The 16193-nt window shown below is 71.8% G+C and carries 18 protein-coding genes; 6 read left to right on the top strand and 12 right to left on the bottom strand.

The window, feature by feature from the left end:
• Positions 1 to 140 precede the first annotated feature (140 nt).
• Positions 141 to 518, bottom strand: a complete 378-nt coding sequence (locus AB0316_RS01005) for a nuclear transport factor 2 family protein (RefSeq protein ID WP_366269678.1) — start codon at positions 516 to 518, stop codon at positions 141 to 143.
• Positions 519 to 754: 236 nt separating this feature from the next.
• Here AB0316_RS01005 and AB0316_RS01000 point away from each other — a divergent pair, with 236 nt between their 5' ends.
• Complete coding sequence (locus AB0316_RS01000; RefSeq protein WP_366269677.1) at positions 755 to 1084, top strand: antibiotic biosynthesis monooxygenase; 330 nt, start codon at positions 755 to 757, stop codon at positions 1082 to 1084.
• Complete coding sequence (locus AB0316_RS00995; protein ID WP_366269676.1) at positions 1050 to 2006, top strand: carbon-nitrogen hydrolase family protein; 957 nt, start codon at positions 1050 to 1052, stop codon at positions 2004 to 2006. Before AB0316_RS01000 ends, AB0316_RS00995 begins: the two co-directional genes overlap by 35 nt.
• 130 nt (positions 2007 to 2136) lie before the next feature.
• On the opposite strand, the gene AB0316_RS00990 is transcribed toward AB0316_RS00995, so the two are convergent.
• The 6 genes from AB0316_RS00990 to AB0316_RS00965 all read right to left on the bottom strand — a co-directional run bounded on the left by AB0316_RS00990 (position 2137) and on the right by AB0316_RS00965 (position 7646).
• Entirely contained in the window at positions 2137 to 2580 is a 444-nt protein-coding gene (locus AB0316_RS00990; RefSeq protein ID WP_366269675.1) for an AAA family ATPase, read from the bottom strand.
• Positions 2581 to 2659: 79 nt separating this feature from the next.
• Positions 2660 to 3418, bottom strand: a complete 759-nt coding sequence (locus AB0316_RS00985; protein ID WP_366269674.1) for a hypothetical protein — start codon at positions 3416 to 3418, stop codon at positions 2660 to 2662.
• Positions 3419 to 3746: 328 nt separating this feature from the next.
• Positions 3747 to 4634, bottom strand: a complete 888-nt coding sequence (locus tag AB0316_RS00980; protein WP_366269673.1) for an anti-sigma factor — start codon at positions 4632 to 4634, stop codon at positions 3747 to 3749.
• On the bottom strand, positions 4631 to 5242 hold the full coding sequence (sigK, locus tag AB0316_RS00975) for an ECF RNA polymerase sigma factor SigK (protein ID WP_366269672.1): 612 nt from the start codon (positions 5240 to 5242) through the stop codon (positions 4631 to 4633). Before sigK ends, AB0316_RS00980 begins: the two co-directional genes overlap by 4 nt.
• A gap of 63 nt (positions 5243 to 5305) precedes the next feature.
• Positions 5306 to 5980 carry a fasciclin domain-containing protein gene (locus tag AB0316_RS00970; RefSeq protein WP_366269670.1) on the bottom strand — a complete coding sequence of 225 codons (675 nt, stop codon included), beginning with the start codon at positions 5978 to 5980 and terminating at the stop codon, positions 5306 to 5308.
• Between the two features lie 142 nt (positions 5981 to 6122).
• Positions 6123 to 7646, bottom strand: a complete 1524-nt coding sequence (locus tag AB0316_RS00965; RefSeq protein WP_366269669.1) for a molybdopterin-dependent oxidoreductase — start codon at positions 7644 to 7646, stop codon at positions 6123 to 6125.
• 156 nt (positions 7647 to 7802) lie between these two features.
• Here AB0316_RS00965 and AB0316_RS00960 point away from each other — a divergent pair, with 156 nt between their 5' ends.
• The 4 genes from AB0316_RS00960 to AB0316_RS00945 are packed head-to-tail and all read left to right on the top strand — an operon-like array spanning position 7803 to position 12440.
• Entirely contained in the window at positions 7803 to 8966 is a 1164-nt protein-coding gene (locus AB0316_RS00960; protein WP_366269667.1) for a polyprenyl synthetase family protein, read from the top strand.
• Positions 8963 to 10462: a phytoene desaturase family protein gene (gene crtI, locus AB0316_RS00955; RefSeq protein WP_366269666.1), complete on the top strand. Its 1500-nt coding sequence runs from the start codon at positions 8963 to 8965 to the stop codon at positions 10460 to 10462. Before AB0316_RS00960 ends, crtI begins: the two co-directional genes overlap by 4 nt.
• A gap of 2 nt (positions 10463 to 10464) precedes the next feature.
• Positions 10465 to 11388 (top strand): phytoene/squalene synthase family protein, encoded by a 924-nt coding sequence (locus tag AB0316_RS00950; protein ID WP_366269664.1) that lies wholly within the window; start codon positions 10465 to 10467, stop codon positions 11386 to 11388.
• Positions 11385 to 12440: a DUF5914 domain-containing protein gene (locus AB0316_RS00945; RefSeq protein WP_366269663.1), complete on the top strand. Its 1056-nt coding sequence runs from the start codon at positions 11385 to 11387 to the stop codon at positions 12438 to 12440. The genes AB0316_RS00950 and AB0316_RS00945 overlap by 4 nt, the downstream gene beginning before the upstream one ends.
• A gap of 21 nt (positions 12441 to 12461) precedes the next feature.
• Here the strand turns inward: AB0316_RS00945 and AB0316_RS00940 are convergent, their stop codons facing one another.
• The 5 genes from AB0316_RS00940 to AB0316_RS00920 are packed head-to-tail and all read right to left on the bottom strand — an operon-like array spanning position 12462 to position 16091.
• The gene (locus tag AB0316_RS00940; RefSeq protein WP_366269661.1) at positions 12462 to 14015 is read right to left on the bottom strand and encodes an NAD(P)/FAD-dependent oxidoreductase; all 1554 of its coding nucleotides are present in this window, start codon (positions 14013 to 14015) and stop codon (positions 12462 to 12464) included.
• A gap of 17 nt (positions 14016 to 14032) precedes the next feature.
• Positions 14033 to 14830: a class I SAM-dependent methyltransferase gene (locus AB0316_RS00935; RefSeq protein WP_366269660.1), complete on the bottom strand. Its 798-nt coding sequence runs from the start codon at positions 14828 to 14830 to the stop codon at positions 14033 to 14035.
• Positions 14812 to 15249 (bottom strand): lycopene cyclase domain-containing protein, encoded by a 438-nt coding sequence (locus tag AB0316_RS00930; RefSeq protein WP_366269658.1) that lies wholly within the window; start codon positions 15247 to 15249, stop codon positions 14812 to 14814. The genes AB0316_RS00935 and AB0316_RS00930 overlap by 19 nt, the downstream gene beginning before the upstream one ends.
• Positions 15242 to 15598, bottom strand: a complete 357-nt coding sequence (locus AB0316_RS00925; RefSeq protein WP_366269656.1) for a lycopene cyclase domain-containing protein — start codon at positions 15596 to 15598, stop codon at positions 15242 to 15244. The genes AB0316_RS00930 and AB0316_RS00925 overlap by 8 nt, the downstream gene beginning before the upstream one ends.
• 46 nt (positions 15599 to 15644) lie before the next feature.
• Complete coding sequence (locus AB0316_RS00920) at positions 15645 to 16091, bottom strand: SRPBCC family protein (RefSeq protein ID WP_366269654.1); 447 nt, start codon at positions 16089 to 16091, stop codon at positions 15645 to 15647.
• Positions 16092 to 16193 lie beyond the last annotated feature (102 nt).

The raw sequence follows: 16193 nt of genomic DNA, 5'->3' as shown, positions 1-16193 counted from the left end.
CCTTCGTGCTCGTACGTCGAGCGGGTGGGCACCTCTTCGACAGGCTTCGCGAGATTTTCTCCTCCCGTGGACACGAGCGCTCGGCGACGGCAGCGCCAAGGCAGATGGGCCCGCCAGCCAGCAAGAACGTGGGAAACGACCTACCGCTTGCCCCAGACGCGTTCCTGGAACGCGGTGTCCGCAGCGGCGGTGAAGTTCGTGATCTTGCCGTCTGGCCCGAACGTGAGCACATCGGCTTGGTCGGCGGACTGCCCGTCGGCGGAGATGCGCGTCAAAACGACCACGTGGTCGCCGTCGGCGATGAAGTGCTGCGGTTCCGTTCGGAAGGACTTGGCGGCAATGGTCTGGAAGAAGCCGGCCACCTCCTCCTTGCCCCGGTAGACCCCGCTGATCGTGCTGTTCCCGGGCACGACCCACTCGATGTCATCGGCCATCACTCGCATGACCTCGCCCATGTCGCCGGCATCGAAAGCCTTGTACGCAGATTGGGCTTGTGACTTGTTCTCTGCAGCGGACACGGCATCCTCCTCGACGTCCCGGTCCAGTCCATGGAGCGCGCGGCGAGCGGGGGCCGTCAAGGGTCCCCTCGACTTCGGCGGCATTCCTCCCGATCGGCCTGCGCACAAGTACCGCATTCCGCATTCGCGCGGGATCACCCGCAGAGCGTTCCCGAGAATCCCAAGACGGCATGGCAGGCGCGGAGGACCGTTGATACAGGGCGCGGTGGCGCGGATCGAGGGAGGGGGAGGACCCCATGGCAGATGTCTGGACGGTCAGCGACTGGGCGATCGGCGAGGCTGATCCCGCAGCGTTCATCGCGGCCTTCTCCCGCTTCGCCGATGCGGCAACCGCGCTGGGAGGCGCCCGTGAGGGGATGATCCTGCAGGACGTGCACGACTCCACGCACTTTGTTGTCGTGCGTCGTTGGGATAGCGAAGCGGTCATCGAGGTCTGGGCTCAAGAACAGCAGCTGCATGACGATGAGCTGACGGCGCTGGTCCCACAGGGAAGCAAAGCCGCTGTCCTGGTGAAAGTTGCCGAACTGGGGGGTGAGGGCTCGGGGACGAGCCAGGGCTCACGTTGAGGTGGGAGCGTGGCTGCTGCGGATCCACGCCGATCAGACGAGTGGTTTGTCTGTGAGTCGACCCTCCGCCTGTCATCGTGACCTGCCAGCATGCGCGGGTGAGCCTCGCGATCGCCACCTGCCAGCCCAGCTCGTCGTCAGATCTCGCGCCAACGGTGCCGAGGTGCGTCGCATGCTCAGGCAGGCCTCGGCAGCAGGTGCGCGACTCGCCCACTTCCCCGAGGGGTTCCTGTCGGGGTACGCGGTCGAGGACGTGGCCTCCTGGGGCGAGGTCGACTGGGCACTGGTTCATCGCGAGCTCGAAGATGTGGCCGCGTTCGCCGGCGAGCTGGGGATGTGGGTGGTGCTCGGTTCTGCCCACCCGTTGACCGAGCCGCACTGGCCGCACAACAGCCTGTACGTCATCTCGGACGAGGGGAGGCTGGTTGACCGGTACGACAAGCGGAAGTGCTCGCACACCGAGCTCACGCGGTTCTACACACCCGGCTTCGAGCCGGTGGTCTTCGAGATCGACGGCTTCCGCTTCGGCCTGGCGATCTGCATCGAGATCAACTTTCCCGACGTGTTCGCCGAGTACGACCGGCTCGGCGTCGACTGTCTGCTGCTGTCCGCCTACCCGGTCGACTCGATCTTCGCGATCAAGGCCCGCGCGTACGCCGCGGTCCACAACTACTGGCTGAGCCTGTCGGTGCCGGCGCAGGCCACGAACCTGTTCCACTCCGGACTCATCGGCCCGCACGGCGAGGTGGCCGATGCCGGTGGCGAGTCCAGTTTGGTGGTCGGCACGTTGGACCGAGCGGACCCCGCACTGCGCTGTGCGCTCGAGCTTGCCCGCCCCTGGCGAACGATGGCGCGGGCCGGCGAGGTCTACGAGCAGCGCCGGGTCACCGACGAGCGGAGCCGAGTGCGCACAGAGTTCTGACGAAGTGAGCCGGATTCGAGAGCGTTCCGTCGTTCGACTGATCCCGAAGCGAACAGTCGAGGCCAGGCAAGAGACCATCGTTGACAGTGCCCACAACAGTCCCCTCGCGGCAGTAGAGGACGTTCGGGGCTCAGGAGCACAGACACTGCTCAACGCGGTCGGTCAGGTCCCGCACCGGCAACAGACCATCGAGTTCCAGCGTGGCGGTCCGTCGGATCAGGGGCTCGATCTCGGCGACATATGTGGTGATGTCAGCCGTCTGGTCTGCGGTCTTGCCGTAGGGGTTGTTCGTCCGGGAGCGCACCCGGTCAAGGAGCACCTGCAACGGGACGTGCAGGTAGATCACATGCTCGAACCTGTCGTAGAAGTGGCCCTGGTTCTGTGCTGTCCCGCTCACGGCGATGGTGTCGTGCTCGCCGAGCAGCGCGCTCATGCGGGGCTCGTCCCACAACGCGCCGGGCATCTCCCAGCCGCCGTAGTCGGTGTCGACCTTCATGTAGCCCCGGCGGGCGACGGCGTCCAGGACGGTGCTCTTGCCTGCGCCGGACATCCCAGTCAGCAGCACCCGTGCCATGCCGGAACCCTATGCCGAGACGCGGACATCGAGGCGGTTGCGTCCCGACGTCAGCGGCTACATGACCGGACGTGGGGCCCTATCTGTTGCCCACGCTCGGCGCGGTAGTCGCGCCGAAGTTCGGGTCTGCCGTGATGGTCGCAAGGAGCTCGTCTGCGGACAGGGTGAGGTACCCGCAGGGGATGCGCAGTCGACTTCCGCCGCTCGTCGCGGCGCCCGCCGCCCCGGTCGGCGCGGGTGCATCACGCAGTTCCAGGACCACCTGTGCGCTCACCGGGGTGGTGGCGAGGATGTGTGCGGAGGCGATGCGTTCCCAGCTGGCGAAGCGGTGCCGCAATGGGAAGGTGTTGTCTTCGATACCGCTGTCGTTGATCGTGACGGTCAGCGTGCGGCTCTTGGCTATCAGCACACCGCCCCAGAGGGCCACGACCGCAATGAACGCGGCCACGAGAGCGGGGGGTCCGGGTGCCCGTCCGGACGAGGTCAGGCCGTAGCCGAGGACTCCTAGACCGAGACCACCGACGATGCTCGAGACCAGGAACTGTCGGTCAGCGGTGAGCGTCTGCGTCTGCCCCAGCTGTCGTGCCACGGGCCTGCCTCCAGACGGTCGCGGCCCCACCAGGAGCGCGATCCCCACGTCCACCATGCCCACGAGCCAACCCATCACGGCCACCGCCATCAGGGCATCCTGCGCACCGGCGGGCGCCAGGGACGTCATCGCGAGGCCGCCGGCCATAGACCCGATGCCGCCGGCGGAGAGGCCCAAAGGGCTCATCCGTCCCGAGGAGAACTGGCGCGCGTGGGCTCTGTAGTAGTTCTGCACCGGGCTCTGGCTCATGGCTCGTCTCCCACGTGGTCGGGTCGTGACTCAAAGCGGGGACGGCTGTTCGGCGCGCAGCCTTTCCTCGAGGGAACGGTAGCGGCGCAGAGGCGGTCTGCCGCAGCTACGCGGCGAAATGCTCGAGAGGCATTTCCCGAATCACCCAGGACTCCCTGAGGGGAGAACGTCCGACCAGCGGCAGAGTCAAACGCTCACGCCCGCCTGGTTCATCGACTTCACCCGCGCAGGGGAACCCGAAAGGAAAGCAAGACAGGCTGCCCGCGTACAGCTGGTCCCGCCACCCGTGCGGGTGGCGGGACCAGTTGTACTTGCTCGGCCCGATCCGTCAGGCGAAGGGGATCAGGGCCACCGGCGCGGAGGTCGGCTGGTCGGAGCCGCCCGGCGGCTCGACCGTGACCCCGGCCGCCTTGGAGTGCGTGGCATCGCCTGCGAGCACCACGACCTTGTCGCCGCCGGTCGGCATGAGTCCCGCGGAGGTCATGTGACCGGTCGAGTCCTCGAGCCACAGCTGGAACACCTTGCCCGTGGGCGGCTGCGGCATGCCGGAGGTGATGAGCACCGCCTTCTGTAGCGAGGTGGACCGCACAATGGTCGCGGTGGCACCGTCGGGCAGCCGCTTGGCGTAGCGGGCGGCGTCCGGTGCAGCGAGCACCTGGTCGGCGAGGGCCTGCTGGGGATCCTTCTCAACCTGCCGCCAGACCGTGAAGCCGGCGATCGCCAGCACCGCCACCGTGGCCGCCGCGACCACGAGCCGCCAGCCGCGGGTGAAGCCGCCACCACGGCGCGAGCGCCGCGCTGCCAGCTCGTCCCCGGCGCCCGGAGCGCCCGTCGACTCGTGCGTCCGCTCGGAAGAGTCACCGGCGGCACCGGCGGTCGGCACAGCACCCGCGCCGCCGGAGCCGACGGCACCGGCACCAGGCCGGTTGGCAGGAGCCGAGTCGACCGCGGAGTCGTCGGCCGACTCCGCCCCGGACGGGACGAGCGGCGGCAGGGGCCGCACTGTCGCGATCTCGGCGAGCACCTTGGCCCGCAGCGAGGCCGGCGGTGCGACCTCGGTCAGCACCGACAGCTCGGATGCCGCGGCGACGAGGCTGTCGACCTCGGCCTGGCAGGCGGAGCAGTGGGCGAGGTGGCGCTCGAACCGCGCCCGCTCCGCGTCGTCGAGGGCGTCCACGGCATACGCACCGGAGAGCGCGTGGATGTCGTCGCTCACAGGGTCACCCCCAACGTGTCTCGAAGTCTGATGAGTCCATCCCGGATGCGTGTCTTGGCCGTGCCGAGCGGCAGCTCGAGCATCGTCGCGACCTCGGTATGGGTGTAGCCGGAGAGGTAGGCGAGCTCGAGGGCCTGCCGCTGCACCGGCGTGAGCGTCTCGAGCGCCCGGTGGACCCGCTCCGCGTCGAGCCGTTCGACGACGGCCTCCGCGGTGGAGTCGTGGGTCACGTCCTGGTTGCTGGCCCCGTAGCCCTCGTCGCGATTCCGGGCGGCCTCGGCCGCGCGCACGCGATCGACGGCCTTGCGGTGGGCGATCGTGAGCATCCACGACATCGCCCCGCCCTTGCTCGGATCGAAGCGGGCGCTGTGCCGCCAGATCTCGAGGAAGACCTCCTGGGTCACCTCCTCGGACTGGGCGGGGTCACGCACGACGCGTCGCACGAGACCGAAGAGCCGGGGCGAGACCGCGTCGTAGAGCTGCGCGAACGCGGTCTCGTCCCCGGTCGCGGCTCTTCGGAGCAGGTGCTCGAGCTGGACTGGGCGGGCGGTCCCCTCCGGCGAGTCATCGCCGGAGGGGACCACCGAGATCCTTGACATGGGGTCCATTGTGTCGCCCGTCGTCGTGGTCTGCGTCTACCTGGTTCTGTGCGCTGATCGGTCGGCGGACCGTCAGGGCATCAGGACGCTGTCGATGATGTAGACGGTGGCGTTCGCCGTCGGCACGTTGCCGCAGATCACCTTGGCGTTCATCTTGCCGACGGTGAAGTCCTTGCCCGATCCCTTGACCGTGATCGTGGTGCCGGCCAGCGTCTTGTGGTCGCCCGCGAGCTGGTCCGGCGAGAGCTTGCCGGACACGACGTGGTTGGTGAGGATCTTGGTCAGGGTCGGCTTGTCGGCCAGGACCTTCTTGAGGTCGGCCGAAGGGATCTTGGCGAATGCGTCGTTGGTCGGCGCGAACACGGTGATCTCGGGGGCCGAGTTCAGGGTGTCGACGAGGCCGGCCTGCTTGACGGCGGTGACGAGCGTCGAGAGCAGCGGGTTGTTGCTCGCGGCCGTCGCGACCGGGTCGGTCGCCATGCCGTTGAACGAGCCCTTGCCGTCCTTCGGCACGGCCGCGCAGCCCTCGCCGAAGACCGCGGACGCGGCGTCCATCGAGGCCGACGAGCTCATCGTGTCGGAGGGCGTGCTCGACATCGTGTCGGACGGGGTGCTCGCCATCGTGCCGGCGGGAGTGCTGCTGGCAGCCGGCGACGCGGCGTCGCTGTTGCTCCCGCACGCGGCGAGGCTCAGCGGGAGGGCGATGGCCAGGGCCGCGAGGCCGGTGCGGGTCTTCATGCTCTTCATGTCGGTCACTCCTTGGTGGGGCGGCTGTTGCTGTTCGTGTCGTGCACTGTCATCAGGGGTTCGGAGCCGCTGCGGCCCCGGATTGCCTGTCGGAGAGGTTTTTTCGCGGTTGCTCCCGATTCGGTGGTCGGTCACTCGACGGTCACTCGACGGTCACCACGACCTCCTGGATGCCGCTCGACCCGTCGGGGAACGGCGTCGCGCGCTCGCTGGTCTGCACCTGGCCCCTGCGGTCGGTGGCGCGCACCGAGAGCCGGTGCAGCCCGGGCTTGGCGTCCCACGGCAGGTACCACTGGCGCCAGTAGTCGACGCCGACGTCGGGCCCGAGCCGCGTGGGCTGCCAGGGGCCGTCGTCGATCTTGACCTCGACCTTGCCGACACCGCGGTGCTGCGCCCACGCGACACCGCCGATGGCGGTGCGGCCGGCCTTGATCGTCGACAGCGGCGCCGGGGTGTCGATGCGCGCGCTCGTCTTGATGGGGGCGTCGGTCGCCCACTTGCGCTTGGTCCAGTAGGCCTGCTCGGCGGCATACGTCGTCAACGTCAGCTTGGTGAGCCACTTCGTCGCGCCGACGAAGCCGTAGAGGCCCGGGGTGATGAGCCGCGCGGGGAAGCCGTGCACATCGGTCAGCTGCGTGCCGTTCATGCCGATGGCGACCATCGCGTCGCGGCCGTCACGCACGACCGCGAGGGGCGTGCTGATGGTGAAGCCGTCGACGGCGGTGCTCAACACCTGGTCGGGGCTGCCCTTGACGCCGGCGCGGTCGAGCACGTCGGTCAGGCGCACCCCGAGCCAGCGCGCGGCCCCGATGTAGCCGCCGCCGACCTCGTTGGAGACGCACGTCATCGTGATGTCGCGCTCGATGAGCGGCATCGCGGCCAGCTCGGCGAAGGTCAGGCTGAACGGCCGCTCGACCATGCCGTCGACCTCGAGCGTCCACGAGTCGACATCGACCTTCGGCACGGTGAGGTTGGTGTCCACCCGGTAGAAGGAGTCGGTCGGGGTGCGTAGCGGCGAGATGCCCGCCACGGTGGCCTCCAGGCCCTTCGGCAACGGCGCGGCCGGGTCGCTCGGCCGCGGGAGCACGACCTTCTTGACGGCCTGCGCCCCCGCGCGCAGCTGCCCGCCCGCGGCCGCGAGGACCGACAGCGCCGCGACGCCGAGCGCCCCGGCGAGGAAGCCCCGGCGCCCGCTGGTGCCCATGCTCCGCTGCGCGTCGCCGTCCCGCAACCGTCCCGAGGTCGTATGCGTGAGGTGGGCGAGCCAGACGAACGTGGCCACCCCGACGGCCATCGCCACGAGCGCCGGCACGACATCGAGCGGGTGGGCGGCCGGACGCAGCAGCGCGGCGGCGCCGGCGAGGCTCGTGAGCACGACGAGGAAGGCCACGCCGACGGCCAGCCGCCGACGGCTGAGCAGCCCCGCGACGGTGGCGAGGGCCAGCGTCACGACGAGCACCGAGCCCTGCAGGACCACCTTGTCGTTCGTGCCGAACGTCGCGATCGCCCACTCCTTCAACGGAGTCGGCGTCAGGTCGATCACCGTCGACCCCACGGCGAGGACCGGTGACGACGCGGGCGAGAGGAAGCCGGCGACGAGGTGGCCGGCGGCGGTCCCGGCCACCGCGGCGAGGACCCCGCTCAGGGCAAGTCGTGTTCGCGTCATGGTCGGTGGTTCGGTGCGGCGCGGCCGCACGGATTGCGCGAGATGTCCTCTCGCAAAACGGTGAACGTTGGACACCCCACTTGCCGGTGTGGCCGCTGTGGCTCAAGGTGGGCATGTGTCGCCGAAGGACCGAGCCGCCGCACCACGGCCGGCTGCATGACCTCCCAGGTGTCGATGCAGGCGGGCGCGAGCTTCACGATGCCCCGCGGCGGTCAGGCGGGCTCGGCCGATCCAGCCGACGCCCACGCCGACTGCACGGTCCGTAGCCCCGCCGACACGCTGGCGCGCACCGACGAGCTCCTCGAGCAGGTCTGCGACCGCCTCGAGGAGCAGTGGCGTGAACGGTCGCCGGAGCCGCCCGACGTGCTGACGGCCGACTTCCCGCAGCTGCTGCGCGCCTGGCTGCTCCCGACGGCCGGCAAGCGGCTGCGCCCCGTCATGTGCCACTGGGGCTGGGCCGCCGCCCACGGCCCCGAGCGCGGCGGGGCCGACGACCTCGTCGCGATGTGCGCCGCCCTCGAGCTCGTCCACCTCTTCGCCCTCGTCCACGACGACGTCATGGACCGCTCCGACTCCCGTCGGGGCCGCACGACCACGCACGTCGAGGCGGCCCGCGCCCACGTCGACGCGGGTGCCCTCGGCGACCCGACCCTCTTCGGCGACAGCATCGCGATCCTCTACGGCGACCTCGCCCTCAACGAGGCCTGGGACCTCGCTGCCGCGTGCGCCCCGCCGCTGCGCCGCGCCTGGTCCGACATGCTGCGCGAGCTCGTCCAGGGACAGCTCCTCGACGTCACCGGCGCTGCCGCCCGCCGGCGCGACCTCGAGCGCGCCCGACGCGTCGCCCGCCTGAAATCCGGCGCCTACACCGTCCAGCGCCCGCTGCACCTCGGCGCGCTCGCGGCCGGCGCCGAGCCACAGGTGGCCGAGGCACTCGACGTCTACGGCACCCACCTCGGCGAGGCCTTCGCCCTGCGCGACGACATCCTCGGCGTGTGGGGCGATCCCGCCCGCACCGGCAAGCCCGTCGGCGACGACCTCCTGTCGGGCAAGCCCACCGTGCTGCTCGCCGAGGCCCGCCAGGCGCTGCCGCCGCACCTGGCCGAGCAGCACCTCGGCGAGCAGGGGGTAGTGACGCCCGACGCCGTGCCGGTCCTGCAGGACCTGATGCGCGAGGCCGGCGTGCTCGAGCGCACCGAGCAGCGCATCTCCGCCGAGGTGCAGCTCGCCTGCGAGGCGCTCGACGGCGCGGACCTCGAGGCCGAGGCGGTCGCCGAGCTGCGCACCCTCGCCGAGCTGATCGCGTGGCGCGACTCGTGAGCGTCGTCGTCATCGGTGCCGGCCTCTCGGGGCTCGCCGCCGCCTGCCACCTCGTCGGGCGTGGCCACGAGGTCACCCTCGTCGAGCGCCACGACGCCGCCGGTGGTCGCGGCCTGCGCCTGCGCCAGGACGGCTTCACCTTCGACACCGGCCCGACGGTCATGACGATGCCCGACCTCGTCGGCGAGGCACTCGCCGCGGCCGGCACGTCGCTGCACGACGCGCTGCCGATGCGCCTGCTCGACCCGGCCTACCGTGCCCTCTTCGACGACGGCAGCCAGATCATGGTCCGCCACGGCGTCGAGGCGATGCGCCAGGAGATCGCCGACACGTGCGGCAGCGTCGACGCTGCGTCGTTCGTCGACTTCGCCGACTGGCTGCGCAAGCTCTACCGCGTCGAGATGCCCCACTTCATCGACGCGAACTTCGACAGTCCGCTCGACCTGGCCAGCAACCCCCGCGCCGCCGCGCGACTGCTGCGGCTCGGCGGCTTCCGCCGCCTCGGGCCCGTCATCCGCGAATGGTTCCGCGACGAGCGCCTCCACCGCCTCTTCTCCTTCCAGGCGCTGTATGCCGGACTGTCGCCTGAGAGCGCGCTCGCCCTCTACGCGGTCATCACCTACATGGACAGCATCGAGGGGGTGTGGTTCCCCGAGGGCGGGATGGACGCCGTCCCGGCGGCGCTCGCCACCGCAGCGAGCAAGGCGGGCGCCGACCTGCGCTACGGCACCAGCGTCACTCGGCTCGTGCTCGACCGCCGCGGCGCCGTCGCCGGGGTCGAGATCGACTCCGGGGAGCGGCTGCGCGCCGATGCCGTCGTGTGCACGCTCGACCTGCCCACGGCCTACGACCAGCTCCTGCCCCAGCTCAAGGCGCCGCGGGTCGTGCGGTCCGGCACGTACTCTCCCTCGGCCGTCGTCTGGCACGTCGGCGCGTCCGGCACCCCGGCCCCCGGCACCGCCCACCACAACATCCACTTCGGTGCCGACTGGGACGGCGCCTTCCGCGCCCTCATCGACGACCGCCGGCTCATGCCGGACCCGTCGCGGCTCGTCACCGTGCCCACCCTCACCGAGCCGGGCCTGGCGCCCGAGGGCGACTCGGTGCTCTACGTGCTCGAGCCGGTGCCCAACCTCTCGGGATCGATCGACTGGCGGCGTGAGCGTGAGCCGATGCGCGAGCGGCTGCACGCCTTCCTCACCGCCAACGGCTACCCCGACCGCATCCTCACCGAGGAGCTCGTGACGCCGCTGGAGTGGCAGCAGCTGGGCATGCACCAGGGCACCCCGTTCGCCCTCGCGCACACGTTCATGCAGACCGGTCCCTTCCGCCCGGGCAACCTCGACCGGCGCGTCCCGGGCCTGGTCTTCGCCGGCTCCGGCACCGTGCCGGGCGTCGGCGTGCCGATGGTCCTCATCAGCGGCAAGCTCGCCGCCGACCGGGTCGACGCCTACCTCCCGGGTCCGCGAGCCCGTCTTCGAACCGACAGGGGCTGACCGTGAGAAGCGCTGCGAGGCAAGCCGATCCACTGCTGACCGAGGGCTACCGTCGCTGCGCGCAGATCACCCGCCGCTACGGCACCACCTACTACTGGGGCGCCCTGCTGCTGCCTCCCGAGCGCCGCCGGCACGTGTACGCCGTCTACGCCCTGTGCCGCCTGGCCGACGACATCGTCGACGACGACGGCGCCACCACTCCCGCGCACGTCGAGGCCACGGCCGCCCGCCTGCACGAGCTCGCTGCGACCTTCCGGCGCGTCGCCGACGGCGAGCCCACTCCCGACCCGGTGCTCGCGGCCATCGGCCACAGCGTCCGCTCGTGCGGCATCGCCGACGAGTGCTTCGAGCGCTTCTTCGGAGCCATGGCGCTGGACCTCACCCAGACGAGCTACGACACGTGGGACGACCTCCTCGGCTACATGGACGGCTCCGCGGCCGTCATCGGCGAGATGATGCTGCCGGTCCTGCAGCCCCGCTCGCCCCTCGCCCTGCAGCCGGCTCGTGCCCTCGGCAACGCCTTCCAGCTGACCAACTTCCTGCGCGACGTCGGCGAGGACCTCGACCGGGGGCGGGTCTACGTGCCCCAGGAGGACCTGCGCCGCTTCGGCGCCGAGCCCGCCGCCCGGCGCGTGACCCCGGAGTGGCGCGAGCTGATGCGCTTCGAGGTGGAGCGCAACCGCGCGCTCTACCGCGAGGCCGATGCCGGCATACCCCTGCTCCCCGCCGCGTCCGCGCGGTGCGTGTCGACGGCGCGCACCCTCTACGCGCGCATCCTCGAGCGCATCGAGGCCCGCGACTACGACGTCTTCACCGACCGCGCCCGGGTGCCCACGTGGCACAAGGCCGCGCTCTCGGCCCGCGTCCTCGTCCTCGGGCCGGCCCGCCCCGCCTCGTCCGCCCGCCCACGGGAGGTCACCCCATGACCCTGCGCCTGCCCCGCGACCTCGTCGCGCACGTCGACCGTCCGACCGGGCGGCACGCCAGCCACGCCACGGAGCGTCGCAGCCCCAACCCGCTGCGACTCATGCCCGAGGAGCCGCGCGACCGGCTCGCCGGCACGTGGCGGCAGGCGCGCCCGTCACGGATCCACCGCTCGTTCCTCGACGCCCAGGGCCGCAACCCCGGCGGCTGGCACGTCGTCGGCGCCTCGACCGACGTCGGCACCACCCGCTCGGTGACGCGCACCGTCGGCGGCCGCGAGGTCGTCCTCTGGCGCGCCGGCGATGGCACCCTGCTCGCCGGGCCCGGCACCTGCCCGCACCTCGGCGCGCTCCTCGACGACTGCGAGGTCATGCACGACCGGGTCTACTGCCGCTGGCACGGGCTCGCGCTCGGCCCGGGAGTGCGCCGTGACTGGCTGACCTACCCCGCACAGGACGACGGCGTGCTGCTCTGGGTGCGCCTGCCCACCGACGGCGAGGAGCCGACCGACGCGCCCGCCCTGCCCGTGCGGCCGCCGGCCGAGGGCGCCTTCGCGACCGTCGTGTCGCTGCGCGGCACGTGCGAGCCGTCCGACGTCATCGCCAACCGCCTCGACCCGTGGCACGGCACGTGGTACCACCCGTACGCGTTCAGCCACCTCACCGTCGACGACGCCGCCTCGTCCGTCGACCGGCTCGTCGTCGACGTCGCCTTCCGCGTCACCAAGCGGTATGCCGTGCCGGTCCGCGCCGAGTTCACCTGCCCCGACGCGCGCACCATCGTCATGACCATCGTCGACGGCGAGGGTGAGGGCAGCGTCGTCGAGACCCACGCGACGCTCGTCGGGCACGACCGCAGCGGCCGCCCGACGACGGTCGTCACCGAGGCGACCATCGCCTACTCCGACCGCTCCGGGTTCGGGGTCGCGCGCGCCCTCGCCCCGCTGCTGCGCCCCGCCGTCGCGTCGACGGCGCGGCGGCTGTGGGTCGACGACCTCGCCTACGCCGAGCGCCGCTGGCTGCTGCGCGACCGCGGGGAGACCTACGGCTACTGACCGCCCGCCTCCCGACGTCCGTCAGCGCGCGGCGCCGAGCAGGCGCCGCGCCGAGTGCGCCACCGACTGACCGCGCCCGCGCATCGGCACGGTCCACAGCTCGTGCCCCGGCAGTCCGCGGCGGGAGAGCAGGGCGTTCGCGGCCATCCAGCCCGTCGTGGCGGCGCGCTCCATCAGCGCCACCGGCAGCTCGCAGCGGATGCCGTCGCCCGCGAGCACGACGCGCGGGTCGGGGGTGACGACGCCGGGCCGGTCGGCCCACGGGTCGGTGCCGGCGAGCGGGCAGTCCTGCGACAGCAGCCACTCCTCGTGCAGGACCGTCGCCGTGGCCAGCTCGGGGTGCAGGCGGTGCAGCTCGCGACGCAGCCCCTCGCGGAGGGTGGCCTCCTCGGTGCCGGACGGGACGGCATACGCGTGCAGCTCGACGACGCAGCCGCCCGACTGACGCGCCCACGCGCCTGCCGCGGACTCCATCTGGTCGACAAAGGTGATGTTGTCGAGTGGGCCGTAGCCGCTCGTGCCGAGGAAGAGTGGGCTGCCTTGTGCCGCAGGGCGGTCCAGCCAGAGCCGCCAGACCGCGAAAGGTGGCGCGACACGCTGGCTCGCCAAAGCTTCGCGCCACGTCGGGTCGCCGAGCCAGCTCGCGTCGGCGACGAGCCCCTGCAGCGTCGCCCGGTCGGTGGCCAGCACGACGTCGGTCACCCTCAGCGTGCTGCCGTCGTCCAGCCGAGCACGTATGCCGTCGCCGTCCTCCTCGAGGCCCGTGACCGACGTGCCGGTGCGGATCTCGACCCCGAGCCCGGCGAGGTGGCGGGCCAGGGGCTGCCAGATGGCGCTGTCGTAGTCGTCGTCGGGCACGTCGAAGAGCAGGCCCTCGGCCGAGCCGGTGAAGTAGGTGTGGAACATCGCGACGAGCTCGCCGCCGGAGAAGTCGGTGGGGTCGGCGAAGAAGCTGCGGGCGAAGACCTCGAGGGCGAGGTGGCGGGCCTGGTGCGGGAAGCGGAGCCGGTCGAGCACCTCTGCGGCACTGACCCCGTCGAGCTCGGAGTAGGTCTCGGGGAAGCGGACGTCGAGCAGCCCGAGCGCCGCCCCGACGTCGACCTTGGCCAGGGCGGAGACCGGGAAGCTGGGGCTGCGCGCGACGAAGGACGCGATCGACAGCGGCGGTGTGCGCGGGATGCCGGCGAACGAGTCGGTCGGGCCGTCGGCGAGCGTCAGCGGGTAGTCCGGGACGGGACGCAGCCGCTCGAGGCCCGGGTCGGAGCGGCGCAGCAGGGCGCGCAGGTTGTAGTACTGCCGGAAGAAGGCGTGGAAGCCGCGGCTCATCGTCAGCCGGGGAGCGTCACCCTCGGGTGTCTCGAGCGGCCACGAGCGCACCCGCCCGCCGAGGGTGGCCTCGCGCTCGACGACGATCACGTCGACACCACGCTCGGCGAGGCCTGTGGCAGCCGTCAGGCCCGCGACGCCGCCACCGACGACGAGGACGGGACCGGTTGGGGCCGAGGCGTTTCCGCGCGCCGGTGGCTGGGGCAGGTGGCGCTCGGCCCGCGGGTCGCGGCCGGGCAGCCAGGTCACAGCACCGCGACGGGGCCTCACGGCATACCCGCGCTCGTCGGGGTGGACGCGGGCGCGAGCGGCTTGTGGCCCACGACGGTGTGCACGGTGCCGCGCTGCCAGCCCGGCACCGGATGTGTGGCCACGCGCTCGAACCCGGCCCGGCGCAGGCGCTCCTCGAGGTCCGCGGTCGAGTCCATGTGCAGCACGCTGCGCCAGAGGTAGCGATAGAGACTCGTGTTGCGCGAGGTGACCCAGCCCAGCGGGATGATGACGCCCCAGCACACGAGCGTCCACAGCAGCGAGGGGACCAGACGGCCCCGGACGGAGTACTCGTGCACGACGAGCGTGCCGCCAGGCCGCAGCTCGTCGTGGATGGCGCTGAGGGTGGCGTCGCGGTCGGGCACGTTGCGCACGAGGTAGGCCGCCAGCACGCCGTCCAGTCCGCCTGCGGCTCGGGCCGTCTCGAGCTCCGGATGCCCGGCGAGCGCCTCCGCGCGGCCGTGGGCGAAGGAGACCGTGGCGGGCCAGCTCTTCCGGCGGGCGCTTTCGAGCATGCCGGCCGAGCCGTCCATGGCCAGCACGGCGGTTGTCGGCTCGGGGCCGTGGTGGACGGTGAGGGCCTGGACGAGGGCTGCGGTGGAGGCGCCCGAGCCGCAGCCGAGGTCGAGCACGTGGGCCGGCGGGGAGGCGACGGCCCGGACGAGGGCGTGGGCCGAGGAGCGCAGCTGGCGGTGGTAGCCGGGGCTGAGGCCGACCATCAGGTCGTAGCGCTCGGCCACGTCGTCGAACGCCTCGGGGACGTCCTCGCGGCGGGCTACTGGTCCCTCGAGCATGCATCCTCCTGGCGGGCCGGTGCGGCCACAGTGGGGTCGTTCGAGCTGTTCGGGCCGGTCGCGCCGGTCGGATTGGTCGCCCGGGTGGGGCCGGGGGTGTCGCCCGTCGCTCGGGCGGGCCGGCGCTGCTTGGCGCGCTCCCACAGGATGATGGCGCCGCCGACCATGGCGAACCCGAACAGGTAGTCCTCGACCGGCACGTCCCAGGGCCAGCGGATGCCGAGGAACTGGTCGGGAGCGTAGATGACGATGGGGGCGCTGAGCTTGGTGAGCCAGCCGTCGACGAGCACCTGGAAGCCGAAGACGATGGCCATGCTGACCCAGAACTGGGCTCGCGCGAAGACGCGCGTGCCCGACCAGCGTTCGAGGGCGACGACGGCGAGCACGGACAGCACCGCGAGGACGGTGTACTCACGCATCGGCGCGCTCCCGCCGCCGCGTCTCGTGCAGGCGCCGCAGCACCGACAGCACCCAGCCGACGGCCTCGTAGGTCAGCAGGCCGCAGATCGGGACGACGACGAAGAAGACGAGCTCCTCGATCGGCATCCCGCCCGGCAGGTCGAGCCCGGTGACATAGGCCGGGTTGTAGCGCCAGTGGTCGCGCCAGATCCCGAGCAGGTCCCACGCCGAGAAGATCACGACGATCGGCACGAGCGCGGTGACGAGCAGGCCGGGCCGCCGGTAGACGCGGGCGCGCAGGACGAACTCCAGCGGCAGGGTGATGGCCAGGCAGCCCGCCATGAGCAGCAGGTACTGGTAGCGATCCACGGCCGAGCCCTCCAGTCGTCGACGGCCCGGCGGCCGTCGGCCCAGCCTAACCTCGGTGCGCGAGCAGGCGCCGGAGCGCGGTCCCGTACGCGAGCTGGGCCACGCGCCCGACGAGCGGGTCGAGCAGGCGGGGCACGCCGCGTACCCCGATCTCCTGGGACCAGTCGACCGTGGAGCCCGAGCCGGCGGGGCTGACCCGCAGGTCGATGGAGCCGCGGACGACCTTGCCCTCCTTCTGGATCCACGCCGTGCCGGGGTGCTCGGCCCCCGGCTGGGTGATGGCCTCGACCACCATGACGTCGTCGAAGCCGACCGGCCCGACCGCGGTGCGGGCCACGAAGCGGGAGCCCGGCACGAGACCGTCTGCCGTCATCGTCTCGCCGGTGACCGTCGTCAGCGGGATGACCGCGCTGTGCGCGTGCAGGTCGAGCACGCGGCGCCACGCCTCCCGGGCCGCCAGCGCCGAGTCGAGGTGCACCGTGAAGGTCGCCATGGACCCAGTCTGACTGGTGCGCGGGGCAGCCGGAACCGTGACACCTGTCATGCACAGGACATGACGATCACCGCTGACGCGGGCATCACGGGCACGACACAG

Source organism: Terrabacter sp. NPDC080008, assembly GCF_040702505.1.
Taxonomy (GTDB): Bacteria; Actinomycetota; Actinomycetes; order Actinomycetales; family Dermatophilaceae; genus Terrabacter.
This window is presented reverse-complemented; position numbering and strand designations above follow the sequence as displayed.